Annotated in this window: 20 protein-coding genes; 8 read left to right on the top strand and 12 right to left on the bottom strand. The window is 57.9% G+C overall.

The window, feature by feature from the left end; genetic code table 11:
* Positions 1-146 precede the first annotated feature (146 nt).
* Both OKC27_RS00540 and dsdX read right to left on the bottom strand, forming a co-directional pair.
* Positions 147-1478: a D-serine ammonia-lyase gene (locus tag OKC27_RS00540; RefSeq protein WP_270805788.1), complete on the bottom strand. Its 1332-nt coding sequence runs from the start codon at positions 1476-1478 to the stop codon at positions 147-149.
* A 16-nt stretch (positions 1479-1494) separates the two neighbouring features.
* The gene (dsdX, locus tag OKC27_RS00535; protein WP_042057809.1) at positions 1495-2832 is read right to left on the bottom strand and encodes a D-serine transporter DsdX; all 1338 of its coding nucleotides are present in this window, start codon (positions 2830-2832) and stop codon (positions 1495-1497) included.
* Positions 2833-3055: 223 nt separating this feature from the next.
* Here dsdX and dsdC point away from each other — a divergent pair, with 223 nt between their 5' ends.
* Positions 3056-4000 (top strand): DNA-binding transcriptional regulator DsdC, encoded by a 945-nt coding sequence (gene dsdC, locus OKC27_RS00530; protein ID WP_042656035.1) that lies wholly within the window; start codon positions 3056-3058, stop codon positions 3998-4000.
* 151 nt (positions 4001-4151) lie between these two features.
* Here the strand turns inward: dsdC and OKC27_RS00525 are convergent, their stop codons facing one another.
* From OKC27_RS00525 to OKC27_RS00515, 3 genes are all read right to left on the bottom strand, one after another.
* The gene (locus tag OKC27_RS00525; RefSeq protein ID WP_005337704.1) at positions 4152-4328 is read right to left on the bottom strand and encodes a hypothetical protein; all 177 of its coding nucleotides are present in this window, start codon (positions 4326-4328) and stop codon (positions 4152-4154) included.
* 310 nt (positions 4329-4638) lie between these two features.
* On the bottom strand, positions 4639-5088 hold the full coding sequence (locus OKC27_RS00520; RefSeq protein WP_234604188.1) for an NlpC/P60 family protein: 450 nt from the start codon (positions 5086-5088) through the stop codon (positions 4639-4641).
* A 195-nt stretch (positions 5089-5283) separates the two neighbouring features.
* Positions 5284-6192, bottom strand: a complete 909-nt coding sequence (locus tag OKC27_RS00515; RefSeq protein ID WP_042057802.1) for a hydrogen peroxide-inducible genes activator — start codon at positions 6190-6192, stop codon at positions 5284-5286.
* Between the two features lie 146 nt (positions 6193-6338).
* On the opposite strand from OKC27_RS00515, the gene OKC27_RS00510 reads away from it, so the two are divergent.
* Positions 6339-6941 carry a peroxiredoxin C gene (locus OKC27_RS00510; protein WP_005337701.1) on the top strand — a complete coding sequence of 201 codons (603 nt, stop codon included), beginning with the start codon at positions 6339-6341 and terminating at the stop codon, positions 6939-6941.
* 314 nt (positions 6942-7255) lie between these two features.
* Here the strand turns inward: OKC27_RS00510 and OKC27_RS00505 are convergent, their stop codons facing one another.
* From OKC27_RS00505 to OKC27_RS00480, 6 genes are all read right to left on the bottom strand, one after another.
* Complete coding sequence (locus OKC27_RS00505) at positions 7256-8221, bottom strand: alpha-L-glutamate ligase-like protein (protein WP_040067876.1); 966 nt, start codon at positions 8219-8221, stop codon at positions 7256-7258.
* Positions 8222-8224: 3 nt separating this feature from the next.
* On the bottom strand, positions 8225-9763 hold the full coding sequence (locus OKC27_RS00500) for an inactive transglutaminase family protein (protein ID WP_040067874.1): 1539 nt from the start codon (positions 9761-9763) through the stop codon (positions 8225-8227).
* A gap of 3 nt (positions 9764-9766) precedes the next feature.
* On the bottom strand, positions 9767-10555 hold the full coding sequence (locus tag OKC27_RS00495) for an ATP-dependent zinc protease family protein (protein ID WP_040067873.1): 789 nt from the start codon (positions 10553-10555) through the stop codon (positions 9767-9769).
* Positions 10556-10607: 52 nt separating this feature from the next.
* Entirely contained in the window at positions 10608-11585 is a 978-nt protein-coding gene (gene cmoB / locus OKC27_RS00490; RefSeq protein WP_042656037.1) for a tRNA 5-methoxyuridine(34)/uridine 5-oxyacetic acid(34) synthase CmoB, read from the bottom strand.
* Positions 11582-12328 (bottom strand): carboxy-S-adenosyl-L-methionine synthase CmoA, encoded by a 747-nt coding sequence (cmoA, locus tag OKC27_RS00485; RefSeq protein ID WP_182937775.1) that lies wholly within the window; start codon positions 12326-12328, stop codon positions 11582-11584. The genes cmoB and cmoA overlap by 4 nt, the downstream gene beginning before the upstream one ends.
* Before the next feature lie 275 nt (positions 12329-12603).
* Positions 12604-13452, bottom strand: coding sequence for a DUF72 domain-containing protein (locus tag OKC27_RS00480; protein ID WP_182937774.1), 849 nt, complete (start codon positions 13450-13452; stop codon positions 12604-12606).
* Positions 13453-13614: 162 nt separating this feature from the next.
* On the opposite strand from OKC27_RS00480, the gene OKC27_RS00475 reads away from it, so the two are divergent.
* The 3 genes from OKC27_RS00475 to OKC27_RS00465 all read left to right on the top strand — a co-directional run bounded on the left by OKC27_RS00475 (position 13615) and on the right by OKC27_RS00465 (position 16508).
* The gene (locus tag OKC27_RS00475; RefSeq protein ID WP_005337686.1) at positions 13615-13866 is read left to right on the top strand and encodes an FmdB family zinc ribbon protein; all 252 of its coding nucleotides are present in this window, start codon (positions 13615-13617) and stop codon (positions 13864-13866) included.
* Between the two features lie 32 nt (positions 13867-13898).
* Positions 13899-15665, top strand: coding sequence for an aspartate--tRNA ligase (aspS, locus tag OKC27_RS00470; protein WP_163129807.1), 1767 nt, complete (start codon positions 13899-13901; stop codon positions 15663-15665).
* Positions 15666-15767: 102 nt separating this feature from the next.
* The gene (locus OKC27_RS00465; RefSeq protein WP_033137210.1) at positions 15768-16508 is read left to right on the top strand and encodes a YebC/PmpR family DNA-binding transcriptional regulator; all 741 of its coding nucleotides are present in this window, start codon (positions 15768-15770) and stop codon (positions 16506-16508) included.
* 536 nt (positions 16509-17044) lie between these two features.
* Here the strand turns inward: OKC27_RS00465 and adhE are convergent.
* Entirely contained in the window at positions 17045-19714 is a 2670-nt protein-coding gene (adhE, locus tag OKC27_RS00460; protein ID WP_075112056.1) for a bifunctional acetaldehyde-CoA/alcohol dehydrogenase, read from the bottom strand.
* Between the two features lie 840 nt (positions 19715-20554).
* Here adhE and OKC27_RS00455 point away from each other — a divergent pair.
* The 3 genes from OKC27_RS00455 (at position 20555) to oppB (ending at position 24108) form a co-directional block, all read left to right on the top strand.
* Positions 20555-21190 carry a YchE family NAAT transporter gene (locus tag OKC27_RS00455; RefSeq protein ID WP_005337678.1) on the top strand — a complete coding sequence of 212 codons (636 nt, stop codon included), beginning with the start codon at positions 20555-20557 and terminating at the stop codon, positions 21188-21190.
* A 279-nt stretch (positions 21191-21469) separates the two neighbouring features.
* Positions 21470-23089, top strand: a complete 1620-nt coding sequence (locus OKC27_RS00450; protein ID WP_163129808.1) for an ABC transporter substrate-binding protein — start codon at positions 21470-21472, stop codon at positions 23087-23089.
* 98 nt (positions 23090-23187) lie between these two features.
* A complete protein-coding gene (gene oppB, locus OKC27_RS00445) occupies positions 23188-24108 on the top strand; it encodes an oligopeptide ABC transporter permease OppB (protein ID WP_042057779.1) in 921 nt (306 codons plus the stop codon).
* Positions 24109-24113 lie beyond the last annotated feature (5 nt).

Here is a 24113-nt window from a genome sequence, read left to right as displayed (position 1 = left end):
AAAACGAGCGCCATTTTAGCACAAACTGAGCAACTTGGGGAAATTGTCGCCACGGATTGCAATGGATCGGCCCCATCCCCTTGTTCCCAAAACAGAAAACCCGCCGTGATGGCGGGTTTGTTTGCAGATAAATGTGGCGAAACAGCCTAGATCTTGGCGCTGGCCAGGTACTTTGCCATCTCCTCGGCGGGCACCATGCCACCACCGGTGGCCCATACCAGATGGGTGGCCTGTGCCATGGTGGTCGCATCGAAACCACGCGCCGCCTGCCACTCCGGGTTGGCCGCCACGCGCCACGGGCCTGCCATACCCGCCAGGGCGGACGGTTCGAGTTTGATCTGCTCATCGCGCGCCAGCAGCCCCAGTAGGTCATACATCTCCTGATCGCTCAGGGTGTAGAAGCCATCGAGCAGCCGCTCCATGGCGCGACCGACGAAACCGGAGGCGCGACCTACCGCCAGACCATCGGCGGCGGTGAGGTTGTCGATGCCCAGATCCTGCACCGCGATGGCATCGTGCAATCCGGTGTAGACCCCCAGCAACATACAGGGGGAGTGGGTGGGTTCTGCGAAGAAGCAGTGAACGTTATCCCCGAACGCGAGCTTGAGACCAAATGCCACCCCGCCGGGGCCGCCGCCGACACCGCAGGGCAGATAGACGAACAGCGGGTGCTCGGCATCCACCTTGATGCCCATCTGGTCGAACTGCTTTTTCACCCGCTCGCCCGCGACCGAATAGCCGAGGAACAGGGTGCGGGAGTTCTCGTCATCGATAAAGAAACAGTTGGGGTCGCGTTCGGCCTCTTTGCGCCCCTGTTCCACCGCCACCCCGTAATCCTCGGCATATTCGACCACGATGACACCATGCTCGCGCAGCTTGCGTTTCTTCCACTCCCGCGCATCGGCAGACATGTGGACGGTGACGGTAAAGCCGAGCTTGGCGCTCATGATGCCGATGGACATGCCGAGGTTGCCGGTGGAGCCCACCGCAATGCTGTACTGGCTGAAGAACTGGCGAAACTCGTCGCTGAACAGCTTGCGGTAGTCATCCTCTTCGCAGAGCAGACCGGCCTTGATCGCCAGTTGTTCGGCGTGAGTCAGTACCTCGTAGATACCGCCGCGCGCTTTGATGGAGCCGGAGATGGGCAGGTGGCTGTCTTTTTTCAGCAGCAACTTACCGGTCACTTCGACCCCGTAGCGTTCATTGAGGGTGCGTTGCATCGCCGGAATGGCGGCGATCTCTGACTCCAGAATGCCGTTGCTGGCGCGGGTCTCCGGGAAGGCTTCGCACATGTAGGGGGCAAAGCGGGCCAGGCGGGCTGAGGCATCCGCCACATTGCGGCTATCGAGCCCGACATAGGGCAGACCGACTGCCAGGGTGGTGGCGTTGAGGTTGAACCAGCTGACCTGCTCGAGCGAGATCAGGGATTGTACCAGCGGGAATTGGTTGGTGAGCTGTTGTACGTCGATATTTTTCATAGGGTTCTCGGTCTTGTTACACGATATAGGAGAGCAGGAAAGTACCGGCCAGTGCCATCAGGGAGGCAACAAAGGTGGCGGTGGTGTAGTACTTGAGCGTTTCGTTCAGGGTGGCACCGCAATACTGTTTGACCAGCCAGAACAGGGAGTCGGTCACCATGGTGCAGCCGATGGCGCCTGAGCCGATGGCCAGGGTCATGATCTCCGGGCTGATGTTCGGGTAGTGCACCATGATGGGGGAGACGATAGCGGTGGCGCCCATCATGGCCACGGTGGCGGAGCCCACGGCGGCGTGCAGCACGATGGCCACCAGCCAGGCCAGCAGTATGGGGTGCATGTCCAGCTGGGAGAGGATGGTGGCCAGAGAGTCGCCCAGCCCGCTTGCCTTGAGTACCCCGTTGAAGGCGCCCCCCGCGCCGATGATCAGCAGAATGTTGGCGATGGAGGAGAAGCACTCCTCGGTCTTGTTGAGCAGTCCTTCCATCTTCATCTGCTGGCGGATCCCCAGCACGTAGTAGGCGGTGAAGGCGGCGATAAACATGGCGGTGATGGGGTTGCCGATAAACTCCAGCACAACATAGAGGTGGCTTGCGTGATCCATGTTGAGCTCGGCCACCGTCTTGGCCAGCATCAGCAGGATGGGCAGCAGCACGGTAAAGAGTGAGGCGCTTAAGGTCGGGAGAGTTGCCTCATCGCGCGCCTTGATGTCGGCAAAGGCTGCGGGCACTTCCTTGAATGGCACCCGTTTACCCAGCAGCTTCAGGAACAGCGGGCCGCCCACCAGAGAGGCAAACAGTCCCACCGCCAGACCATAGACGATGACGGAACCGATATCGGCACCCAGCTGATTGGTGACATAGAGGGCGGCAGGGTGAGGCGGCACGATGCAGTGCACGGCCATCAGGGCGGTGCAGAGCGGAATGGCCAGGGTCAGCAGCGAGGTTCTGGTCTTGCGGGCGATGGAGAAGGCGAGCGGAATGAGCAGCACTACCCCCACTTCGACGAACAGGGTGATGCCGCACACCAGACCGACCAGCACCATGATGACCTGGGGCGAGAGCCAGCGGCATTGCTGCAGGGCGAGACCGATGCGCTCCGCCGCGCCAGATACTTCCATCATTTTGCCGAGTATGGTGCCAAGGCCGATGACGGCGGCGAGAAAGCCCAGGGTGCCACCAATGCCCTCTTCCATGGCGCTGACCATCTTGAGAGGGTTCATCCCCATCATGGTGCCGACATAGAAGCTTGCCAGCAGCAGGGCGAGGAAAGGGTGTACCTTGCCCTTCACTATGGTAACCACGATAAGAATGATGCTGCTTAGCAATGTTGCGATGACCCACAATTCTGAACTCATACTGCGCCTCGACATCTGTTGTGTGTGATTGTTTATGCGCTATTGAATGAAAATGGCGGGTCGCTGACAAATGATGAAATTCGGCTCTTGGGTGAATTGAGATGATGCTAATTCGCCACATTCATCACATTTTCTCGAAACTACATTTTTTGGTTCTTCTCAGATCACCCTGAAGGCGGGTCCTTGGGTGTATCATCGGCGGCCATTGCGAAGAGGGGGATGAATGTATAACGGGGATAATTACATATCGCGCAATAAGCTGCTGAGTGGCTACCAGCTGGCCAAGTTGCATACCTTCGAGGCGGCCGCCCGCTACGGATCGTTTGCCATGGCGGCCGATGAACTGTCGCTGAGCCCCAGTGCCGTGAGCCACCGGATCAGCGCGCTGGAAGAGGAGCTGGGTTTTAAGCTTTTTGAGCGTTTCCACCGCAAGGTGGTACTGACGGCGGAGGGGCAGCGAGTCTTCTGGGCGCTCAAATCCTCGCTGGAGTTCATCAATCAGGAGATCCTGGAGATCAAGAATCAGGAGCTCTCCGGCACCCTGACCATCTATTCGCGCCCCTCCATCGCCCAGTGCTGGCTGGTGCCCAGGCTGGCGGATTTCTCTCGTCTCTACCCGCAGATCGAGCTCAATATCATCACCGGCAACGAGAACATCAACCTGCACGGTTATGGCATCGATTTGACCCTCTATTTCGATGAGAAGAGCCCGGATCGGCTCGCCATCCACCCGCTGATGGATGAGTTCATGCTGCCGGTTTGCAGCCCGGAATATGCCGAGCAGCACGGGCTTGTCGGCAATCCCGCCAACTTGTCCCTGTGTCGTCTGCTCCATGATCGGCAGGCATGGGGATTTGACTCGGACACCGACGAGTGGAGCTGCTGGGCTCGCCAGACGGGGGTTAGCCTCGAGGCATGTCAGCTGAGCATGGGCTTTGATCGCTCGGATCTCGCCATTATCGCCGCCATGAATCACGCAGGTATCGCCATGGGGCGCAAGAATCTGGTGAGCAAGCGGCTGGCGCGCAACGAGCTGGTGGCCCCTTTTGCCGGGCTGGAGGTCAAGTGCGAGCAGCGTTATTACATGGCGACCCTGCCCAACCGCGAGTGCCCCAAGATCCAGGCCTTTATCGACTGGGCACAGGGGATGGCTGCCGAGATGGAATGAACAGAGGCCGGTGCGCAAGCGCAAAATGAAGACGGTAAAGCGCGGTTTAACATGGCGGGAATATTGGGGGAGAGAGGTTGGCTGATGGTGGTTGGTTGCGAGTTGCCTTGCTGCCAACACCGGAAGGCTGGCAGCAAGGCAACGGTTGGGATCAGGTGGTCTTTTCCAGATGGTTCTGGTAAATCTGCTGCCACTTGTCCAGTTCGTTTTCATCACCCTGTTGCTGCCAGAACTCGCAGATGGAACTCGCCATCTCGCATGCCATGGCGTGGTCACCGTCACGGCGACTCATCAGGTATTGCCCCAGCCAGCTTTGATACTGTTTCATTGCAGATCTCCTTATCTATTTAACCCTTGATACTGCTGCTGTGGGCCACCTGTCCGGCAGTGTTGCACCACACTCCACCTTCGCCGCGCGCTGCTTGTTATCGCCTCGCTTGTTGTCAATCAGGACAGAGAGCGTATGAGAAATCAGCGAAAGTGTTAAAAATTGGCCACCACCTTATCACAAAATGGTGTGATATGCAGGCTTTGGGGCCAATTGAGTTATAAGCGTGGGCTGAGTGCCTCGATATAACGACAGGGATTGACGGAGGGTGTCGGCGCGCAACTTGTGCCACGAGCAGGGGTATGAGCCGTTACTGGGTCACCCGACGTGCCTGCCAGTAGCGGCTGTTCCAGTAGACGTTGTCGAGGCGCGAGCGGATCACTCCCTTGCTGGTGGAGGCGTGAATAAACTCGCCGGCACCGGTGTAGACCCCCACATGGTACTGCTGCCAGCCGGTCTTGAAGAAGACCAGATCCCCGTGTTGCAGCCGGTAGCGATCCACCGGTTTGCCAATGCTGGCCTGGGATTCGGTGGTTCTTGGCAGGTTGAAGCCCAGCACCTGACTGTAGGCGAGCTGGGTAAAAGCGGAGCAGTCGAGCCCGGCGCGGCTGGCGCCACCCATCCGGTAAGGGACACCTCGCCACTGCTGGTAGAAGCCATCAAAGGCACTGCTCTGCCGGAGGGCCGGAGGCGGCTCCGGCGTGCTGGAGCAGGCGGCCAGCAACAGAGTCAGCAGGGATAGCAGCAGCGTGCGATACATCGGGGCTCTCTCCACGGACGGATCTACCAAACGAGACATTCATCGCGCGCCAGTTTCTGCCACAGCGTTTTGGCTACAGGCGCTGGCGCGACAACTTTTCCATCATAAACAGGGATCTGGCTTCATACCTAGTCTCTGGAGGGAAAAATGTGGTGGGGGATTGAAAAACGCCAGCCCGGGGGCTGGCGTTTGCTGTCACTCGCAGTGGCTGACCAGCGGGGTCAGCAGCTCGGCCAGCTTGTAGAAGGTCTGCACCCGGGTGGTACTGGGGCGCCAGACCAGCCCTATCTCGCGATAGGGGGTCTCTCCCGGCAGCGGGATGGCCACCAGATCGGAGTTGGCGAGAATGCCGGCATCGATGGCCATCTGCGGCAGGAAGGTGGTCCCGAGACCCGCTTCCACCATCTGTACCAGGGTGTGCAGGCTGGTGGCGGCGAACGGGTTGATCTTGCTCTTGTCCCGCAGGCGGCAGGCGCTCACTGCGTGTTCGGTGAGGCAGTGCTCCCGCTCCAGCAGGAAGATGCTCTGGTTGGGCAGCTCCTTGTAGTCGAACGGGGTATGCAGACCGGCTGCCATGCTGGCGGGCATCACCATATGGAACGGATCCTGACCGACCGTCTTGCAGTGAAATCCACCGATCTCGATGGGCAGGGCGAGGATCAGCAGATCGAGCTGACCCTGTTCCAGCTGCTTGAGCAGATTGCTGGTAGTGTCTTCACGCAGCAACAATTCGAGGTCAGGATAGGTTTTGCTGCACTCTTTGAGCAGCTTGCTGAGCAGGAAGGGGGCGATGGTGGGAATGCAGCCCAGACGCACAGTCCCCTGCATCACGCCACCCTGATGTTGCCCGAGCTCCATCAGATCCCGCGCATCGGAGAGCAAATTGCGAGCGCGCTCGACGATTTCCATGCCGACCGGGGTCATAATGAAGCTCTTGTGGTCCCGCTCCACCAGTTGCAGGTTCATCATGTCCTCCAGCGTCTGGATCCCGGTACTCAGGGTCGACTGGCTGACATGACAGGCCTTGGCGGCGCGGTTGAAGTTTTTGTGCTCATCGAGAGCGACCAGATATTGCAGCTGTTTGAGGCTGGGCCAACGTTGCATAGAAAAACCCGATTAATGCTATCTATTTAATTTGATTTAACTAATCTACCACCGGGTCTATAGTTTGTCGCTTGAATTAGATGGACTTGGCTCTAGGTAGCCCAATCCTCACCGGATTGTTCACTTCACATAAAGAGGAATTGAATATGGTATTGGTAGGCCGTCCCGCACCCGATTTTACCGCCGCTGCTGTTCTGGGTAATGGCGAGATCGTTGATTCATTCAACCTGTCATCCCACATCAAAGGCAAAGCTGCCGTTGTCTTCTTCTATCCGCTCGATTTCACCTTCGTCTGCCCGTCCGAGCTGATTGCCTTCGATCACCGTTATGAAGAGTTCCAGAAGCGTGGCGTGGAAGTGATCGGTGTTTCCATCGATTCCCAGTTCTCCCACAACGCATGGCGCAATACCAAAGTGGAAGATGGCGGTATCGGTCAGGTCAAGTACCCGCTGATCGCCGACGTGAAACACGAAATCTGCAAAGCCTATGACGTTGAACATCCGGAAGCTGGTGTGGCGTTCCGTGGCTCCTTCCTGATCGACAAGAACGGTGTCGTTCGTCATCAGGTTGTCAACGATCTGCCGCTGGGCCGCAACATCGATGAGATGCTGCGCATGGTCGATGCCCTGCAATTCCACGAAGAGCACGGCGAAGTGTGCCCGGCTCAGTGGGAAAAAGGCAAAAAAGGTATGCAAGCCTCTCCGGATGGCGTTGCCAAGTACCTGTCCGAGAATGCTGACTCCCTGTAATCGGGTCGCACTCTGCGTGAAGAACCGGCGCCTTGGCGCCGGTTTTTTTATACCCGCGATTTACCTATCCCCTGACATAGCGGTCACACTCTTCTGGCTCCTTCGCTCCTTCGCTCCTTCGCTCCTTCGCTCCTTCGCTCCTTCGCTCCTTCGCTCCTTCGCTCCACGCTATTCCAAGCTGCTGTTCGCTGGCGCACTCGCCGTTTCGGGATGAGATGCTGACCCTATGGTTGGGAACGGGATGGGCCGACAGACAAACATGAGCCATAAAAAAAAAGCGCGCCATAGGCGCGCTCAGTTCACAAGCAGAGGCGTTACTCCTCAAAGATCCCGAAGTGATCCTTGGCGAAATTGACCCGCTGCTCCACGTTCATCTTCACCTGGCCCAGCTTCTCGATGGTCTTGAGATTGGGCACCAGGCCGCGACCGTTGGCGATTTGAATGGCCAGACCCGGGCGGGCGTTGAGCTCCAGCAGCATGGGGCCGCGGAACTTGTCCAGCACCATGTCTGTTCCGATATAGCCCAGACCCGACATCTCGTAGCAGGAGGCAGCCAGGGTGAGCAGGGTATCCCAGTGGGGCACCTTGAGCTCATAGAGATCGAGGCCGGTATCCGGGTGGTGACGCAGCGGATTGCCAAACTGCACCGCCCGCAGGGCACGACCGGTACGCAGGCACAGACCCACCCCCACGGCGCCCTGGTGCAGGTTCGCCTTGCCGTCCGAGGCGGCGGTGGAGAGGCGCATCATCGCCATCACCGGGAACCCCTTGAAGATGATGACCCGGGCATCGGGTACCCCTTCGAAGGAGTAACCGTCGAACACATCATCAAAGTTGATGAGGCCTTCGACCAGCGCCACGTCTGGCTTGCCGCCCAGCGAATAGAGCCCCGCCAGAATGTTGGAGACATGGCGCTCCAGATCCTGACCGGTAGAGGCGCTGCCATTGGGCTTGTAGAAGAGGCCATTTTCCTGACGCAGGATCACCAGGATCCCCTTGCCGCCCGAGCCACGGGCCGGCTTGATGCAGAAGCCCGGCCAATCTTTGACCAGCTCGGTGATGCGACCCACATCGTGCTGGGCACGGATGGTGCCGATAAGCTCCGGCACGGTGACCCCTGCATCCAGCGCAATCCGCTTGGTCTGCAGCTTGTCATCCACCAGCGGGTAGAGGCTGCGCGGATTGTAGCGGCTGATGTAGGAGTGGTTGCGCTTGTTCATGCCGAGGATGCCTGATTGGGACAGGCTCCACGGGGTGGTGTATTTTTCCCAGAACCACATCGGTTACTTGTCCTTACCCGGGGTGACGCCAGATTTCATCTCGTCCACCAGCGGCTTGAAGCGCTTCAGTTCGCTCAGCTTGTAGCCGGTGTAGTTACCCATCAACAGTACGGTCGCCATCAGCACCAGCTGCAGGCCGAGGAAGTTGAAGGTGAGGTGACGGATCAGCTCGTTATCCATGGCCAGATAGGCGATGACGGCAACCAGCAGAGAGCCACCACCCTGGCGGAACACCTCTTTCGGGCCCTCTTCTTCCCACAGGATGGACATCCGTTCGATGGTCCAGGAGAGGATGATCATCGGGAAGAAGGTGATCTTCATCCCGTCGGTCAGCCCCAGCTTGAAGGCGAACGCGGAGAAGATACCGATCATCGAGATAACCATGATGATGATGGCCGATATTCGGGCGACCAGCAGCAGGTTAAGCCGCGACAGATAGGAACGGATAACAAGACCGGTACCGACGATCAGCAGGAAGCCGATCAGACCGGTGACCAGCGAGGTCTGGATAAAGGCGACCGCGATCAGCACCGGCATGAAGGTACCGGAGGTCTTGATCCCCACCAGCACCCGCAGGAACACCACCATCAGCACGCCGATCGGGATCAGCAGCAAGCCCTTGAACAGGGTCTGCTCTTCCAGCGGCAGGCTGTGGATGGAGAAGTTCATCATCTCTGATTTCTCGAACTTCTGCGCCAGCGCCACGCTGACTGGCTGCTCCTGCTCGATCATCGAGAAGCTGACTCGGGAGTTATGACCACCGGTCACGTCCAGCAGGGCGCCGGAGTTGTATTCCCACAGCAGCAGGTTGGCCGGACGGCCCTGCTCACCGGTTTGCGGGTTGAACAGCTTGTAGTCGGTCGGGCTGTTGAACACCTGCAGGTAATCCACCAGCTCCTGACGACGGCGGCCATCTTCCAGATTCAGGGCATGTACCACGCGGGTCGGCACGTCAGCATTGTTGAGCAGCTCGGCGATCAGGTTGGCGCGGCTCTTGTGCTTTTTCAGCAGCTCGGCGTTCTGCTCCTGCTTCTCGATCTCCTTGATGATCTCGCGAGTCAGGGTGTAGCCATCGGCAGAGCGCTCCTGCGCCCGCTCGAGGATCTGCTTCATCGCGGTGGCATAAGGCTCACTCTCGATCTGCTTCTCGATGGCGGGCGGCTGCGGATTGGCCGCCGGTTTGGCATGGGCATCCGCCATCATGTCGACGCGGTAGTAGAGCTCCTGACGGCCAGAGGCGGTGCGGATGGACCACTCGGCGCGGGCATCGCCATCTTTCTCGACAAAGGAGAGACCGTAGCCGGGGCTGGCGGCGTTCTCGTTCATCAGGGTGAAACCGGGCTGGGTGCCCGGAATGGCCAGGGAGGCGATCACCGGATCACCGGTCGCCTCGAACTCCAGCTTGGCTTCGATGGACCAGATCTGGCGCTTTTCACCGGGCGTCAGCGGCACATCCAACGCGATATGGTGATAGATCGTCATCCCCAGGCCGACAATGTACAGCAGGGCTACCAGCAAATAGAACGGCTTACGGGAAACCATGGATTATTTCACATCCTTGAGCTTGGGTTTGGGTTGGATATATTCGCGGGCCACATCAACCACGGCGATGTCTTTCAAAAATTCGCGACCCAGCAGCACAGGGAAGGTCATGTCGCTACGGTCTTTCAGGGTAAATTCGGCTTTCTCGGTCATGTCGCCAATGCGCACGGCCAGACGCACCACCGGACGGCGGTCAAGATCGTCGGCAGAGGCCTGACGCACCCGCACGTGACGTACCAGCGGCGCTTCGATCTGGATCTTGTCGTCCACATCCTGATGGCTCAGGAAGAAGCGCACCCAGTTTTTGCCGTTGCGCTCGAAAATGGTGATCTCCTGCGCACTGATGGAGGAGGTGGTCGCACCGGTATCGACCCGTGCCTGGAAGGCGTCGTTGGCGGCATCAACCCAGATCCACTCTGCTTCACCGACCATCAGCTTGCCATCGATGGTGTGACCCTGATTGGGGGCCGGGCACTTCTCGGTGGGGATGGCCATCGGCTTGGGCGGCTCGGACGGGAGGGTGGCGAGCTTGTGGTCTACTTGCTTGACGGACTCTTTCATATTGGTGACATCTGTGTTGAGCTGAACCAGCAGGTGCTGTTGCTGCACATACTGCTTCTGTTGCTGTTCCATGGATGTTTGCAGGCGCTGCTCGCTCTGGCTCAGCTCGCTACGAAGCTCGGCCAGCGTCAGAGCTGGAACCTGAGGCGCTTTTTCCATATTGACACACCCGCCGAGACTAAGCAGGGAGAGCAGGGTCATTCCTTTTAATTTGCTTTTCATGTCATTCATTTAACTGTGCTTCCTGGAATGGGGTCAGTGTAACTTCCACAAGCGCCACCGGCTAGTCTTTGGCCTTGCGGGCAATCAGTACGGCACGTTTCGGCGCCGGGTGTCCTTCTACCGTGAGTGCCGGATTGTCTGGATCCAGATAGTCACTCAGGGATTCATTAATCATCCAGTCGGTACGACGCTGTTCGTCGGTGCTGGTCATATTCTCGTCTACTATCCGCACGTCGGTGAAGCCGCAGCGCTCGACCCACAGCTTGAGGGCGGCACTGGAGGGAATAAACCAGACGTTGCGCATCTTGCCGTATCGGTCGGTCGGCACCAGCACATCGTTGACGCCACCATCGATCACCAGGGTCTCCAGCACCAGCTCGCCATCGTCTTTCAATTGATTGCGCAGCTGTTCGATGTGCTCGATGGGGGATTTGCGGTGATAGAGCACCCCCATGGAGAAGACGGTGTCAAAGGCGCGTAGCTCCGGCAACTCCTGAATACCGAGCGGCAACAGGTGGGCGCGTTGATCATTGCCCGCGAAGTGACGAATAGCCTCGAACTGGCAGAGGAACAGTGGGCTCGGGTCGATGCCGACTGCCAGCTTGGCCCCTTCACCCACCATGCGCCAGAGGTGGTAGCCGCTGCCACAGCCTACATCCAGCACGTAGCGTCCCTCGAGCGGGCTGATATGGGGCAACACCCGATCCCACTTCCAGTCAGAGCGCCACTCGGTATCTATGTGGATGCCGTGCACGGTGAACGGACCTTTGCGCCATGGCATAAAGTGGCGCAGCAGGCTCTCGACCTTCTTTCGCTCCCCTTCGCCAAGGCTCTCGGCCGAGCCTATCTCGACCCGGCTTTTCAGCTCGATGTTGCCGGGGGATACCACCGGCAGCTTGTTGAGGGCACGATTCCAGCGCGGCAGATCGCCATGCTGGTTGTCATGTTGCCAGGCATGCAGCTGGGCGGGCAGGGTATGCAGCCAGTGGCTCAGCCGGTTTTTGGCAATCAGTTGATAGAAATTGGCAAAGTCGATCATGGCTGGGCGTCGCTGGATTTGATGGCAATCATGGAGCCGAAGTTGAAGCACTGGAACCAGAGATCCTGATGGGTGAAACCGGCATCCCGCAGGCGGGCACGGTGGGTCTCCAGGCTGTCGGTGCGCATCACGTTCTCAAGGGCGGTGCGTTTCTGGCTGATCTCCAGCTCGCTGTAGCCATTGGCCCGCTTGAAATCCAGGTGCAGCTCGATAAGCAGCTCGTTGACCGGCTCATCTTCGAAGCGGAACTTCTCGCTCAGGATCAGGATCCCGCCCGGGCGCAGACCATGGTGAATGCGCTGGATCAGGGCAGCCCGTTTCTCTGGCTCGACAAATTGCAGGGTGAAGTTGAGCACCACCACAGAGGCGTTCTCAATCTCGATGTCGCAGATATCTGCTTCCACCAGCTCCACCGGCACCTCGGATTTGAAACCGGAGAGGTGGGCGCGGGCACGCTCGATCATCGGGTGGGAGAGATCCACCGCGGTGATGCGGCACCCGGGCTGGCTGATATGGCGACGCATCGCCTGAGTGGCGGCGCCCAGTGAACAGCCCAGATCATAGAGTCGGCTCTCGGGCTGAGCGTAGCGGGCGGCCATCATGCCGATGGCGGAGATGATGTTGCTGTAACCCGGCACCGAGCGCTGGATCATATCGGGAAATACGTCGACGACCTGTTCGTCAAAACAGAAGTCGCCCAATCGGGCGATCGGGGCGGCAAAAATTTGGTCTTTGGTCTGCATGCTGGCGCAACCTGACAGTCGGGACATCACCCGGCTGTATTGTTCAATTGAGTCGTTGGATGACACCCATAAGAGTAGGTCAATCATCTGTTTACGAACGGGGTGGCTGGTCATGAAATCCTTTGGACCTGTCCTGTTCGTACGGGCCATGTTCCGGACCCTTACTTGGGGCGGTAGTGTAGAGGATTGATGGCCGTTTGTCTTGACGCCAGGGCTTGCCTCGCCACAAAAAAGCGCTTTTTTTGCAGCGAAACGATGGCCGCAGAATGGGTTGGCTAAAAGCGCAGCACTCCCTGACGTGCGCGATCGTTTTCCCCCGGCCAGGGGGCCATCTCCTGCTCCAGCAAGCGGGTGATCTGGCGGGCCAATTCCGGTGCCTGGGCGTTGTCGGCAGTATGTATATAGAGGTAGAGATCTTTCCCTTCCGCGAGCCACTGACGCCAGTGGGGGAGCCAGCTTGGCAGGAAGGGGTGGTTCGCCGCCGGATCCGGCAGGCCGATAAAGCGCACCATGGGGGCACTGGCGGTGGCCAGCAGATGCACCGGCAGGCGCGGCTTCTTGCCCTGGGCATCGACAAGGGCCGCCGTGGTTGCTGGCACCGAGAAGAGCGGGCGGCTATCGAGCATCACCCGGTTGACCCCTTGTTCCATCAGCAGCCGGTTCAATGCCCGCTCGGCCTCTCCCTTGGCGAAGAAGTCGGGGTGACGCACCTCGAGGGCGTAGCGAAACGCCTGCGGCAGCCGCTCGAGAAAGGCCGACAGTCTGGCCATCCCCTCCGGGCCGAAACGGGCTGGCAACTGCAGGGTGAGCAGTCCCAGCTTGTCATGCAATGGGGCAAGCAGCCGGATAAAGTCGGCTACCTGTTTGTCTGCGCTCACCAGATCGCTCTGGTGGCTGATGGTTTGCGGAAACTTGAAGTTGAAGCGAAAGTAATCGGGCACCGCATCGGCCCAGCGCTGCACCGTATCGGGGGTCGGCAGGGCGTAGAAAGTGGTGTTGCCCTCCACCGAATTGAACACGGTGGCGTAGTGGGCGAGGTGTTCGGCAGGCTTGGCGCCAAGGCCCAGCAACTGACCGGGCCAGCTGGGGTGGGACCACTGCGGCAGGCCCAAATAGAGGCTCATGGTGGCTATTCTCTTCGCTCTTGGTGCATTCGTGCCGATTTTTTGCCCGCTTTTTGCCATCGAGTGCAAAAAACTGGCGAAAGGAGGCTGCTGGCCATTTTACCCAAAAGGGGGTTTTCCTCTATAATGCCAGCCCTTTTGTTTTTCAATTTCTTGTGACCCATGCCTATCTACGAATATCGTTGCGACGTCTGTGGCCATGAATTGGCAAAACTGCAAAAGCTTTCCGATGCCCCTCTGACCGACTGTCCGGCCTGTAGCAAGCCGAATCTGGTCAAGCTGATATCGGCGGCAGGCTTCCGGCTCAAGGGAACCGGATGGTACGAGACTGATTTCAAACCGGGTAAGAAAAAGAATCTGGCCAGCTGTGAGACAGACGGTGCTTGCCAGTCGTGCCCGGCGGCCCAAGGTTAACCGTCTCTCTACAATTTCGAAGGAAGAAGTCCATGCGCTCTATCTATTGCGGACAGGTCAATGAGGCCCATGCAGGGCAGACCATTACATTGTGCGGTTGGGTTCATCGTCGTCGTGATCTCGGCGGTCTGATCTTTATCGATATGCGCGACCGGGAAGGGATCGTTCAGGTGTTCTTCGATCCGGACAAGCCGGACGCGTTCGCGCTGGCCTCCGAGCTGCGCGGCGAGTTCTGCATCCAGGTGACCGGTGTGGTGCGTACCCGTCCGGACTCCCAGCGCAACAGCGACATGGCCACTGGCGCCATCGAAGTGTTCGCCCACGAACTCAACATCATCAACCGTGCCGAGCCGCTGCCCCTTGACTTCAATCAGGTCAACAGCGAAGAGATCAGCCTCAAGTATCGCTACCTGGATCTGCGTCGCCCCGAGATGGCCAAGTACCTGAAGACCCGTGCCAAGGCCAGCGCCTTCGTACGCCGCTTCATGGACGAGCACGGCTTCCTCGATATCGAGACCCCGATGCTGACCAAGGCCACCCCGGAAGGTGCCCGTGACTATCTGGTGCCGAGCCGCGTGCACAAGGGCAAGTTCTACGCGCTGCCGCAATCTCCGCAGCTGTTCAAGCAGTTGCTGATGATGTCCGGCTTCGACCGCTACTACCAGATCGTCAAGTGCTTCCGTGACGAAGACCTGCGTGCCGACCGCCAGCCGGAATTCACCCAGATCGACGTGGAGACCTCCTTCATGACCGCGCCGCAAGTGCGTGAAATCATGGAAGAGATGATCCGCAAACTGTGGCTGCACATCCTGAACGTGGATCTGGGCGACTTCCCGATCATGACCTTCGACGAAGCCATGCGTCGCTTCGGCTCCGACAAGCCGGACCTGCGTCTGCCGATGGAGCTGGTCGATGTGGCAGATCTGCTGACCGCCGTCGAGTTCGCCGTGTTCGCCGGTCCTGCCAACGATCCGAAAGGCCGCGTAGCAGCCCTGAAAGTCCCGGGCGGCGCCGAGCTCTCCCGCAAGCAGATCGACGAGTACACCAAGTTTGTCGGCATCTACGGTGCCAAGGGCCTGGCCTGGATGAAGGTCAACGAAGCCGCCAACGGCCTCGAAGGCGTGCAGTCTCCGGTTGCCAAGTTCCTCTCCGACGAGATCGTGCGCGAGATCCTGGCCCGTACCGGTGCAGCTGACGGCGACATCATCTTCTTCGGCGCTGACAGCAAGAAAGTGGTCTGCGATGCCATGGGCGCTCTGCGCCTGAAAGTGGGCCGCGATCTGGGTCTGCTGGAGAACAGCTGGAAGCCGCTGTGGGTCATCGACTTCCCGATGTTCGAGGAAGATGGCGAAGGCGGTCTGGCTGCCATGCACCACCCGTTTACCGCACCGAGCAACATGGGCCCCGCCGAGCTGAAAGCCAACCCGGTGGCGGCTTACGCCAACGCCTACGACATGGTGATCAACGGTTACGAAGTGGGTGGCGGTTCTGTCCGTATCCACAACAGCGAAATGCAGTCCACCGTGTTCGACATTCTGGGTATCACTCCGGCCGAGCAGCGCCTGAAGTTTGGCTTCCTGCTGGATGCCCTGAAGTACGGTACCCCGCCGCACGCCGGTCTGGCCTTCGGTCTGGATCGTCTCAGCATGCTGCTGACCGGCACCGAAAACATTCGGGACGTGATTGCCTTCCCGAAAACGACCGCGGCTGCCTGTCTGATGACAGACGCCCCCAGCCTTGCCAACGCCGCCCAACTGGGTGAGCTGGCGATTGCAACCACCGTCAAGGGCGACGAGTAAGCCGATACCGGCACCGGAGGCCGCCGCCGTGCGGCCTCCGTGTTTCCCTTGGGTTAGTCATGACCAGTGTTACTGACATTTAAAAAATAACGGAGAGTCTCTATGGCAGGTCACAGTAAATGGGCCAACATCAAACACCGCAAGGCCGCTCAGGACGCCAAGCGTGGCAAGATCTTCACCAAACTGATCCGCGAAATCACCACTTCCGCGCGTCTTGGTGACCCGGATCCGGCCAACAACCCGCGCCTGCGTGCCGCGGTGACTGCCGCCCTGACCAACAACATGACCCGCGACACCATCAACCGTGCCATCCAGCGTGGCGCCGGTGGTGGCGATGGCGAGCAGCTCGAGACCATCGTGTACGAAGGCTACGGCCCGGCTGGCTCTGCCGTGATGGTGGAGTGCCTGACCGACAACCGCAACCGTACCGTTGCCGAAGTGCGTCACGCCTTCAGCAAGTGCGGTGGCAACCTGGGCACCGACGGCTCTGTCGCCTATCTGTTCAGCAAGAAAGGTCTGCTGACCTTCGTGGGCGTTGACGAAGATGCCCTGATGGACGCCGCACTGGAAGCGGGTGCCGATGACGTGGTCACCGAAGAGGATGGCTCCATCGAGGTGTACACCACCCCGAACGACTTCGGCACCGTGTTGGATGGTCTGGAAGCTGCTGGCTTCAAGGCCGAGAGCGCCGAAGTGACTATGATCCCTTCCACCGAAGCCGAGCTGGATGCTGAAACTGCGCCCAAGCTGATGCGTCTGATCGACATGCTGGAAGATCTGGACGACGTGCAAGAGGTGTATCACAACGGCTCCATCTCCGATGAAGTTGCTGCGACCCTCTGATCGCTGAATCGTGCTCTCCCGATGGCAGCCAGATGGCTGCCATTTTTTTATCTTTGCATCGGGGCAACTGCTGACGAGTCAGGTGATCCGCCGCTGCAACAGCGCTCTCCACTTATTCCTATTCCGTTTTCTCTGTTGATGGTCATTCCAGGCTTCCTGTGGGTTGGTTCGCCCCGAACATACGCTGATCATCGTTCTGCTGCGTTGCGTTGCGTGGTGATGGCGCGGCTCCGCTTATCCTGTTTATCACGCGCTCAGCTCTTTAGATGGCGTTGACTGCTCACATCTGCCCGTCAGGGCAATTGCGTTGCGGGTAAGGGAGACGAGGTGATGGGGGCGCACCCTTGTTATCACAGGGTGGCCAGCAATGCTGAGTTACCGGTTGGGATGCTGATAACGGATTAGCCAGGGCCGGGTTTGCAGGTTGGTTGGTTGATGGGGAGAGTACCGCAATCGGCAGGGAGAGGAGGGTGGTGATAAGTGGCAGATAAAAAAAGCCCGCGCAATGCGCGGGCTTGTAATCTCAGGGCTGGTTATCAGGCCTTGGATTTTTTCTTGCCTTCAACCTTGGCTTCAACCGGTGCAGCAGCAGGAGCAGCAACGCCTTCGGTGAACGGACGGCCGTAGTAGGTGTCCATCAGGATGGCTTTCAGCTCGCTGATCAGCGGGTAGCGTGGGTTGGCGCCGGTGCACTGGTCATCGAAGGCTTCGATGGCCAGCTGGTCAACCTTGGCCAGGAAGTCAGCTTCAGACACGCCAGCTTCACGGATGGAGGCCGGGATGCCCAGAGTGGCTTTCAGGTCGTCCAGCCATACCAGCAGCTTCTCGATCTTGGCAGCGGTGCGGTCACCGGCAGCGCTCAGACCCAGATGGTCAGCCACTTCGGCGTAACGACGGCGAGCTTGCGGACGGTCGTACTGGGAGAACGCAGTCTGCTTGGTCGGGTTGTCGTTGGCGTTGTAGCGGATCACGTTGCTGATCAGCAGGGCGTTGGCCAGACCGTGCGGAATGTGGAATTCAGCACCCAGTTTGTGAGCCATGGAGTGGCACACACCCAGGAAGGCGTTGGCGAACGCGATACCGGCGATGGTAGCGGCGTTGTGTACTTTCTCGCGAGCAACCGGGTCGTTGGCACCGTTCAGGTAGCTGGACGGCAGGTACTCTTTCAGCAGTTTCAGAGCTTGCAGCGCCTGACCATCAGAGTACTCGTTAGCCAGTACGGAGACGTAGGCTTCCATGGCGTGAGTCACGGCATCGATACCACCGAAGGCACACAGGGATTTCGGCATGCCCATAACCAGGTTGGCATCAACGATGGCCATGTTCGGGGTCAGCTCGTAGTCAGCCAGCGGGTACTTCATGCCAGTGGCGTCGTCGGTTACGACCGCAAACGGAGTCACTTCAGAACCGGTACCGGAAGTGGTGGTGATACAGACCAGTTCGGCCTTCACGCCCATTTTCGGGAACTTGTAGATACGCTTGCGGATGTCCATGAAGCGCATGGCCAGATCTTCGAACGCAGTTTCCGGGTGCTCGTACATGACCCACATGATCTTGGCCGCATCCATCGGTGAACCACCACCCAGCGCAACGATAACGTCAGGCTTGAAGGAGTTCGCCATCTCGGCACCTTTGCGTACCACAGACAGAGTCGGGTCAGCTTCTACTTCGTAGAACACTTCCACTTCCATCTTCAGGCCCTTGAGCAGACGAACCACTTCGTCGGCGTAACCGTTGTTGAACAGGAAGCGGTCGGTCACGACCAGTGCGCGCTTTTTACCTTCCAGGTCGCCCAGAGCGATCGGCAGGGAACCACGACGGAAGTAGATGGATTTCGGAAGTTTGTGCCACAGCATATTTTCTGCCCGTTTTGCGACTGTCTTCTTGTTGATCAGGTGCTTGGGACCCACGTTTTCGGAGATGGAGTTACCACCCCAAGAACCGCAACCCAGCGTCAAGGACGGAGCAATGGCAAAGTTGTACAGGTCACCGATACCACCCTGAGTGGTCGGGGTGTTGATCAGGATACGGGCGGTTTTCATCTTGTCGCCGAAGTACTTGATGCGGTCGGCGTTGCGATCCTGGTCGGTGTACAGACCGGAGGTGTGGCCGATACCACCCAGGTTGACCATTTTGCAGGCCATTTCGACGGCTTCTTCGAAGTTCTTGGCACGGAACATACCCAGAGTCGGGGAGAGCTTCTCGTGAGCGAACTCTTCCTCTTCACACACTTCCAGACCTTCACCGATGAGGATCTTGGTGGTAGCAGGTACGGTCACGCCAGACATTTCGGCGATCTTGGTAGCAGGCTGGCCCACGATGTTGGCGTTCATGGCACCGTTGATCAGGATGACCTTACGGACCTTGTCAGCTTCTTCTTTGGTCAGCACATAACCGTTGTGAGTCGCGAAACGCTCTTTCACCTGGTCATAGATGGAGTCAACCACAATAACGGCTTGCTCGGAGGCACAGACTACGCCGTTGTCGAAGGTTTTGGACATCAGGATGGAGGCGACAGCACGCTTCACATCGGCAGTTTCGTCGATAACAACAGGTACGTTACCGGCACCCACACCGATAGCCGGCTTACCGGAGGAGTAAGCAGCTTTCACCATGCCCGGGCCACCGGTGGCCAGGATCAGGTTGATGTCGTTGTGCTTCATCAGGGCGTTGGACAGTTCAACGGTCGGTTGATCGATCCAGCCGATGATGTCTTTCGGTGCACCGGCGGCAATGGCTGCATCCAGTACCAGCTTGGCAGCGGTATTGGTGGAGTTCTTGGCACGGGGGTGCGGGGAGAAGATGATGGCGTTGCGGGTCTTCAGGGAGATCAGGGATTTGAAGATCGCAGTGGAAGTCGGGTTGGTGGTCGGTACGATACCGCAGATGATACCTACCGGCTCGGCGATGGTGATGGTACCCATCTCGTCATCTTCACTGAGGATGCCGCAGGTCTTCTCTTCTTTGTACTTGTTGTAGATGTATTCGGAGGCGAAGTGGTTCTTGATAACCTTGTCTTCGATGATACCCATACCGGACTCTTCCACGGCCATTTGGGCCAGGGGGATACGGGCATTGCTGGCGGCCAGGGCGGCGGCACGGAAGATCTTGTCTACCTGCTCTTGTGAGAAGCTGGCGAATTCACGCTGGGCTTCCTTAACGCGGGCGACCAGTGCATCCAGTTCAGCCATATTGGTTACTGCCATGTTTATCTCCTGATTATTTGAAAACTGTTTAGTAAGACGTTGGCAATGCCCGGCAATTATAGTCGCCCTGTCAAGGCGGTATCGTTGCAACAGCGTTTTCACATGCCTTACTAAATCGCTTTCTGAGTCGATTATAGAGCGGGGCTGACTCAGAAAAACTTGATCTGGATCATGTGTAACAAAAGAACAAAAGAAATTTTATTTCACAATCCTTGTTTGACTGATGTTACAGGAGTGTGCTGGCAAGGGGAAGGCGAGAGACTTGTTAATACATGGTAATAAACCACATTTATCAAATGGTTAATTGCACTTCGAGAGTGGGGTTCAGAGCTGTTTTGGCGGTATTGGTTAGCAGATATGAGTGAATCGGTTTCAAAACCACCGACAAACGCGCTTTATTTCCGCATTTGTTGCGAAAATGATTGTTGTTTTAATCCATGACTAATCTGCTTTATTGCCCGAGGGGGCCATTTCTGTCCGCTTTACCCGTTTTGGCATTGCGGCTCTCCGGCCGAGTCATGTCAGTGGTGCCGGGCCTGAAAGATGGGGAGCGTCGCAGGTGGAGTCTCTCGGGTCGCTTTTCCATTCGGTTAGTCATCGTCAGCGCTGCCGGGCCTGATTAAACAGACTTGCGTTCACGCTTGTGACGCGGGTCGGGCGGTGGCAGGGGCTTTTGGCATTTGTTTATGCCAGTTAGCGCGGATGCATTAGATGAACTAACTAAAAACCCCCAAAAATGGTGAGATTATTTGATTGGTGCCCGCTCTGGCTATGATGTAAATTTACGCACGAAATTAATGGACTGGCCCGCTGGGCCCGAAACTCTATTGGAAGGCGCCTATGGCAGCAATTGACGTCTCGCTGTATCTGAAGTTTTTTGTCGGTTTGTTCGCAATTATCAACCCGCTGGGTCTGTTGCCGGTGTTTGTCAGCCTGACCAGCCACCATACCCAGGCCGAGCGGATGAAAACCAATACCACCGCCAATATCGCGGTGATGGTGATCCTGCTGGTCTCCATGTATATGGGGCAGCTGATCCTCGATGGGTTTGGCATCTCGCTGGCGTCGTTCCGCATTGCCGGGGGGTCGCTGATTACCCTGATCGCCTGGTCGATGCTGCAAGGCAAGCTCGGTGAAGTGAAGCACAACAAGCAGGAGAAGGGTGAACTGGCGGTGCGCGAGTCTATCGCCGTGGTGCCGCTGGCGCTGCCGCTGATGGCTGGCCCCGGTGCCATCTCCTCGGTCATCGTCTATGCCAGCCAGAGTCACTGGCAGCAACTGCTCGGCATGTCAGTCGTTGTCGTTGTTTTCTCCTTCTGCTCCTGGCTCATCTTCCGTGCCGCGCCGCTGCTGTTCAAGATCATGGGTAACACCGGCATCAACGTGGTGACCCGTATTATGGGTCTTATCATGATGTCGCTCGGTATCGAGATCATGGTGGCGGGTATCAAGGGTGTCTTCCCCAGCCTGATGTGAGCCAGGTCTGTTTTATGAAAGCCGGTCCTCGTGACCGGCTTTTTATTGGTTGCTTTTTGCCCGCACTTTTCTAGAATCGGTCGTTTGTGTAAAAAATGAGCGTGGCGCTGGTGTTTTAATACTGAGAAAGCGCGCCGTTGCTGGTTTTTTGACCAGAAAATGCCGATTACCCTGACAATATCTGTTGCATTATCGGAATTGGCAGGGAATTATGCTGGGAGCGGGTTTTAACCCCGTCACTTTAAAAAACGCATGGAATGTTCTTGTTGGAGTAGGGAAATGACTCATAAAAAAACAATGATTAACACACTGCTGATGGCTGCACTGTTTGGTGGCGTCAATGTGGCTCAGGCTGCCGATGTCCCGGCGGGAACCAAGCTGGCTGAAATCCAGCAACTGGTAAAAGGCAACGGCTCGGAGCCTGCGACCCTTGACCCGCACAAGACCGAAGGAACGGTCGAATCCAATATCCTGCGCGACCTGTTCGAGGGGCTCGTTGCTTCCGGCCCGAAAGGGGAAATTCTCCCGGCGGTGGCCGAATCCTGGGAAACCAAGGATAACAAGCACTACGTCTTCCACCTGCGTAAAGATGCCAAGTGGTCCAACGGCGACCCGGTCACCGCGCACGACTTCGAATTTGCCTTCAAACGCGCCGTTGATCCGAAAACCGCCTCTCCTTACTCCTGGTATCTGGAGATCCCGACCATTGCCAACGCATCCGAGATCATCGCCGGCAAGAAGCCTGCGGATACTCTGGGCGTGAAGGCGACCGACGACTACACCTTCGAAGTGCAGCTTGAGAAAGCGATCCCTTACTTCGTCAGCATGCTCTCCCACACCACCACCTATCCGGTGCCGAAGAAGGTGATCGAGAAGTTCGGTGACAAGTGGACCCAGCCGGAAAATATGGTATCCAACGGTGCCTATGCCCTGAAGAGCTGGGTGGTGAACGAGCGCGTCGAAGTGGAACGCAACAAGCACTACTGGAACGATGGCAAGACTGTTATCAACAAGGTGGTCTATCTGCCGATCCAGTCTACCAACGCCGATCTGAGCCGCTATCTGGCGGGCGAAGTGGACATTACCTATCAGATGCCCATCGAGCGCTTCAAGCAGATGAAGAAAGAGAAGCCGGACGAGCTGAAAGTGACTGGCTATGTCGGCACTTACTACTACCAGTACAACGTCAAGAAGAAGCCGTTTGATGATGTGCGTGTCCGTACCGCGCTCTCCTATGCCATCGATCGTAACGTGATCGCCGACAAGGTGATGGGTCAGGGTCAGACGCCGGGTTACACCCTGGTGCCGGACTTCGTCGATGGCTTCAAGCCGGTCGCCCCCGAGTGGTCGAAGATGACCCAGGCCGAGCGTGATGCCAAGGCCAAGGCGCTGCTGGAAGAGGCCGGTTTCGATGCCAGCAAGCCGCTGAAGTTCGAGCTGCTCTACAACACCGACGACAACCACAAGAAAGTGGCTGTGGCCGTTGCCTCCATGTGGAAGAAGCTGGGCGTGCAGGTGAGCCTGGTCAACCAGGAGTGGAAAACTTACCTGGAAACCAAGAAACAGGGCCAGTTTGACGTGGGTCGTGCCGGCTGGATCGCCGACTACAACGAAGCCTCGTCCATGCTGGATCTGATGCAGACCACCCACGGCAACAACGACGGCAAGTACTCCAATCCGGAGTTCGACAAGCTGATGGATTCGTCCCGTGATCAGGTCGATGTGGCGGCCCGCAACAAGCTCTACGTTCAGGCTGAAGAGATCCTGGCCAAGGACATGCCGATTGCGCCCATCTACCAGTACGTGACTGCCCGTATGGTCAAACCCTATGTAGGCGGCTACCCGGCCAACCCGCTGGATAACCTCTACAGCAAAGATATGTACATCATTGCTCACTGATTTAAAGCAACAAGTCGCATAACAAGCAGGGCCCGCCAGACGGCGGGCCTTTATTACAACCGCGACCATTTGGAAGCAGTTCAGGACAGGTAATGTCTATGTTGAAATTCATTTTTAAACGGCTATTGGAAGCGATCCCGACTCTGCTGGTCTTGATCACCGTCTCTTTCTTCATGATGCGTTTCGCCCCGGGTAACCCCTTTACCAGCGAGCGCTCACTGCCCCCCGAAGTCATCGCCAACATCGAGGCCAAATACGGGCTCGACAAACCCATTGGCATGCAATATCTCACCTACCTGGGCAATCTGGTGCAGGGTGATTTGGGGCCATCTTTCAAATACAAGGATTTCACCGTCAATGATCTGGTGAGTCAGGCGCTGCCTGTGTCTGCCAAGATCGGGACCGCGGCCTTCTTCTTCGCCGTGCTGCTGGGGGTCACCTTCGGCACCATAGCGGCCCTGAAACAGAACACCATCATCGACTATCTGCTGATGTCGTCGGCCATGGCCGGGGTGGTGATACCGGGCTTTGTGCTGGCGCCCTTGCTGGTGCTGTTTTTCAGTATTCATCTGGGCTGGTTCCCTGCCGGTGGCTGGCAGGGTGGTGGTGTGCAGTTTATGGTGCTGCCGGTGTTCGGCATGATGATGTACTACATCTCCGCCATTTCGCGGATCATGCGGGGCAGCATGATCGAGACCATGAACTCCAACTTCATCCGTACCGCCCGTGCCAAGGGCTTGCCGCTGCGCCACATCATCCTGAAACACGCGCTGCGTCCGGCCATGTTGCCGGTGGTCTCCTATCTGGGCCCGGCCTTTGTCGGCATCATCACGGGGTCTGTGGTGATCGAGACCATCTTCGGCCTGCCGGGGATCGGTCAGCTGTTTGTCAACGGTGCCCTTAACCGTGATTACTCCATGGTGCTCGGCCTGACCATTCTGGTCGGCGCCCTCACCATCACCTTTAACGCTGTGGTCGATATTCTCTACGCCTTTATCGATCCCAAGATCCGTTACTAATTCGG

The sequence above is a fragment of the Aeromonas sp. QDB62 genome, assembly GCF_027705695.1.
Lineage (GTDB): Bacteria > Pseudomonadota > Gammaproteobacteria > Enterobacterales > Aeromonadaceae > Aeromonas > Aeromonas allosaccharophila.
The sequence above is the reverse complement of the archived record's forward strand: the minus strand, read 5'-3'. Positions and strand labels throughout refer to the sequence as shown.